The organism is Lyngbya confervoides BDU141951 (assembly GCF_000817775.3).
In the GTDB taxonomy this organism is placed as follows: Bacteria; Cyanobacteriota; Cyanobacteriia; order Thermosynechococcales; family Thermosynechococcaceae; genus Lyngbya; species Lyngbya confervoides.
In genome coordinates this window covers 1-4334 of record NZ_JTHE03000049.1, presented here as the reverse complement: position 1 = coordinate 4334, position 4334 = coordinate 1, and the positions used below count along the sequence as shown (strand labels likewise).

The 4334-nt window shown below is 48.3% G+C and carries 5 protein-coding genes; all 5 read left to right on the top strand.

The annotated features are described in order from the left end of the window. A partial coding sequence (locus QQ91_RS09065) for a DUF1593 domain-containing protein (RefSeq protein ID WP_166284005.1) occupies positions 1 to 1288 on the top strand: 1288 nt, incomplete at its 5' end. A 448-nt stretch (positions 1289 to 1736) separates the two neighbouring features. After that, positions 1737 to 2531, top strand: a complete 795-nt coding sequence (locus QQ91_RS09060; protein WP_052288352.1) for a helix-turn-helix domain-containing protein — start codon at positions 1737 to 1739, stop codon at positions 2529 to 2531. 143 nt (positions 2532 to 2674) lie between these two features. Beyond that, complete coding sequence (locus QQ91_RS09055) at positions 2675 to 3292, top strand: DUF2589 domain-containing protein (protein ID WP_039726425.1); 618 nt, start codon at positions 2675 to 2677, stop codon at positions 3290 to 3292. 129 nt (positions 3293 to 3421) lie between these two features. Next, positions 3422 to 4006, top strand: a complete 585-nt coding sequence (locus tag QQ91_RS09050; RefSeq protein ID WP_039726424.1) for a beta/gamma crystallin family protein — start codon at positions 3422 to 3424, stop codon at positions 4004 to 4006. A 40-nt stretch (positions 4007 to 4046) separates the two neighbouring features. Beyond that, positions 4047 to 4334: DUF2589 domain-containing protein (locus QQ91_RS09045; protein ID WP_166284003.1), on the top strand; the 288-nt coding region annotated here is incomplete at its 3' end.

Genomic DNA, 4334 nt, shown 5'->3' with positions numbered 1-4334 from the left:
TGGGAGTTGTCGCGCAACCGCACAAAACGACCTCCCGCCGCGATCGCTCAATCCCACCATGCAACCCAGAACCATTGTCACCACAGACGGTGAAGTGGATGACCGCAGCTCGTTTGTCCGCTTTCTGCTTTACACCACGGACTTTGACGTCGAGGGCATCATCGCTACGAACTCCGTGTGGCAGCAGGACGGCCACGGCACAGGCTGGATCACCGACTTGATTGAAAAATACGCCCAAATTCGCCCCAATCTGTTGCAGCACGATCCGCGTTATCCAGCGGCGGCTGATCTGCAAGCCCTCGTTATGCTGGGTAACGAAGATCGGCAGAGACTGCACGAGGTCGGGCCTGAAAATGACACACCAGGCTCGCAGCACATCATTGATGTGCTTTTGGATGACGATCCTCGCCCGGTTTGGCTCCAAGCCTGGGGCGGCACCAACACCATTGCCCAAGCACTCTGGCGACTGCGGGAATCTTACAGTGTGGATGAAGTTGAGCGGGCGATCGCCAAAGCCCGCATCTACGCCATTTCCGACCAGGACGAGACTATCTGGTGGATTCGCGATGAATTTCCTGAGGTGCCCCTGGTGCTGAACTATCAGTTCACCGCCATTAACTACGACCATCAGGGGCATCCCTACTCTGACGATCCGATGTTTAGCCCTGAGTGGATGCGAACCAACGTGAAGGAAGGGCACGGCCCCTTGGGAGCGGCGTATCCCCAAGCGTACTTTAGCGAGGGCGATTCCCCCGCCTTTTTCCATCTCATCGATACGGGGCTGCGCAGCTCAGAAAACCTGGCCTATGGCGGCTGGGGCGGACGGTTTGTGCCATCAGACCCGGAGCATCCCAACTTTTGGCGCGACGCCCAGGATGATGGCGACGCCTTAAAACCGCTCTGGCGCTGGCTACCGCAAATCCAAAATGATTTTGCGGCACGGATGGACTGGGCCATAGGTGACTATGCCGCGGTGAACCACCCGCCAGCGCCCGTGATTGCCGGAGAGCTCGATCGCACCGTGCGCAGTGGCGACGCGATCAATTTGGATGCCGCTGAAACCAGCGACCCCGATGGTGACAATCTGACCTATCAGTGGTGGATCTATGCAGAAGCGGGCAGTTATCCCGACCCCATCGCCCTGCAAAATGCCGATCGCCCACAAGCCAGCTTTACCGCCCCTGAGGTGCAAGAACCCGAAACGGTACACGTCATTCTGGAAGTGACCGATCAGGGAGAGCCCGCATTGACTCGATATCAGCGAGCGATCGTGACCATTCAGCCTTGAGGCAAATTGATCATGGATTAAAGCCTTCGCAGGGGATGTTATCCAGCACTTGTGACCGCTAACACTCCCAAGCCCCTGAATTAGCCATCAAATTTGCTGTATAACTGCGGGGGCAAATAGCAGATATGACTTTGAATGCATAGTTAGCTGGCTCTGCATAAAGATCTTGCATTTGTCCTTGAAGGCAATCGACCATTTTGAATTCCTCAACACAGATTGTCTGTGGCAATAATTGATAAATAATTGATTCTCAGGAATCAAATGCTCCACGGCCAATGACTGGTGGAGAAAAGAAGGTGCATGAATGTCGCGATCGCTCTCGAACTCGCCATCAGACTCTGAGCAAAGCCAGCCTCATGACGAGCTTGATTCTCCGCCACGATATTCTGACCAACTTCCACTACCCGCTACATTGGCGAGTGATGAAACAGAGTGGAGCAGTGTCAGCTTGGAGTGTTATGACCTCCCTCAGCCGGGAGAAACCCCAAAGCTTTGTTTTGATCACTATGCGATCGCGGTTACCCTGGGACAGGGTTTCCAGTTCGATTGGCAAATCGACGGCATTGCCAATGGTCAGACACAACGGCAGATGCTCTTTCATGGCGGCATGTCTCTTGTGCCGATGCAACACAATCATTGGGGCGCATGGGATCGGCCGCACGAAGGATTTGCTATCAGTTTGAAGCCAGAGTTACTGACTCGCGATGCCGCAGAATTGCTAGCCATTGATCAGGTTGAGTTACTGCCCCAAGAACCCCTCTACGATCCCCTCATTCTGCAGATTGGGCTAGCGCTCAAAGCCGATCTAGAGTCTCATCGCCCTGGCGGAAAGCTGTATGCGGAGACCATGGCAACTGCTCTAGCGGTTCACCTACTGAGAAACTATTCTGCGCATAGCCATAAACCTATTCACCATTCGGGTGGCTTGTCTCCCAAGCAACTGAAATGGGTAACTGACTATATCAATGACCATCTAGACCAGGAATTGAGTTTAGACAAACTAGCAGCGATCGCTCAACTCAGCGTCTATCACTTTTGCCGATCCTTCAAGCGATCGACGGGCTTGACTCCTCATCAATACGTGATTCAACAGCGGGTAGAGCGGGCAAAGCGGTTGCTAAAAGACGGCAAGATGGGAATTTCAGAGGTAGCTGTTGCCTGCGGCTTCACCCATCAGAGCCATCTCAATCGACACTTCAAGCGATTGACGGGCGTGACTCCAAAAAAATTTTCTAAGTCATAGCAATTTTGTGCAAAAGCAGCAATCCGGTGCAAGATTTCGCCAATGTCCTTAATTTACTCTAACGGTCAGCTTAAGTTCTGTAAGCAAAAAATACGCTGTACAAGGCTTGATTTACTCGATGGTAAGTAAAAAGGACTAAAACGATGGCTATCATTCAAGATGAGGCAACTCAGCAGCTAGGCGCACTCCCATTTGGGAACCTTATCGGTGGTCCTTTAGTTGCCGCGATCGAAGCTCAAGCAAAAGCAGCAAGGTCATCTGTCGAATTCATTAAGTCTGTTGCGTTTAAGCTTGATGAAGATGGCAACCCAACTGCCGATGTGCAGATGATCAACTTCAGCTACATGCAGAAGAGTGTAGATGCGACCTCAAAAGAGGTCACTTTCAAGAAAGCTACTTTAGAAGTTCCACTGCTAACGATCGTCCCTATCCCCTATATCCGCATTGATGATATGACGATTCAGTTCAAAGCAAACATCAGTGCTGAAAGTTCTTCTAAAGATACGTCGCAGAATCAATCAGAAACTGACGTAAAAGGGAACGTCACGGGTAAATATGGTTGGGGACCAGCAAGCGTCGAAGCTAGCTTCTCGGCTGGTTACTCAGCCAAGAAAGATAGTACCTCAGCCCGAGACTCAAGATATTCGGTCGAATATACGATGGATATTTATATTCATGCTGTGAACGATAGTTTACCTAAAGGCATGGAGTCTGTCCTTCAGCTTTTGAGTCAGAGTATCAATAGTCAGGCTGATAAATAAACGAGATGTTGATTGGTCAATATAATCGTATTTTCCACAACATACAGAAGCTGAGCAGCAACAATGGTTCTGTCTGCATTCGCTTTGGTTTTCGAATAAAACTAGGTTCATCCAGGGTTAGAAACTAGAATGAAGTTAAAAAAGGTTGTTGCTTCCATTCTGACTGATTTGACCCGGGCACAAGCTGCATCAGATGCTTATTCACGTGAAATCAAGGCTGCTTACAAAGAGGATTCATTGTTACGGTTGCTTCCTGTTCCTAAGGCAGAAATCAAAGAGATAAAGCTCGATCTCAAATTTGCTTTTCTTAAAGCTGACAGAGTTGTTTTGTATGAACAACCAAACTACCAGGGAAGGAGTCAAGAGCTTTTGGAAGGTAACTACACTCCTGAGATTTTAAAAGTTCGTACTAATGAGAATGAGATGTCCCTCAAAGTATCTGATGGGATGAAAGTTACTATTTCTGGTGAATCCTTTGTAGATTCTGCAGACGATGGCATTAAGACATCTGCGATAATTTTCACAGAGGATACACCTAAAATCGTATTCTCTGTAGACATCTTCAAGTCAATTAAAGTTGAGCACATTTCAACTAATGAGCTAACAGATGATCTTGAAACTCTTGACGTAGAAATTCTGACAGATGAACTGAAGCAGTTACCTGAATCTGTGCTCTCATCAATTTCGATTACATTGAATCTAGACAGTATTTAAGAATAGAAATTTGCCTTGAATACCCCTGAGGAGATTGAGTATGGCAGACGTTACCGATATTACATCAATCCCACTTTATCAAATTCTTGGAGCACCTTTGTCAGCGATGGTTGACGCGGAAATTCAGGCTGCCCAAACAACAGTTGAATTTATTGAGCGAATTGGATTTGTTCAAGATTCATCAGGATCAACTGACGGTGATCGCCACTATGGTGATCTAAAGACGGTGACATTCAACTACAGCAAAATAAGTGTAGGTGGTGAGATCCTAAATTTCAAGGTTGAAATTCCTGTCATATCCCTCGTCCCTATTCCTACGATGCAGATC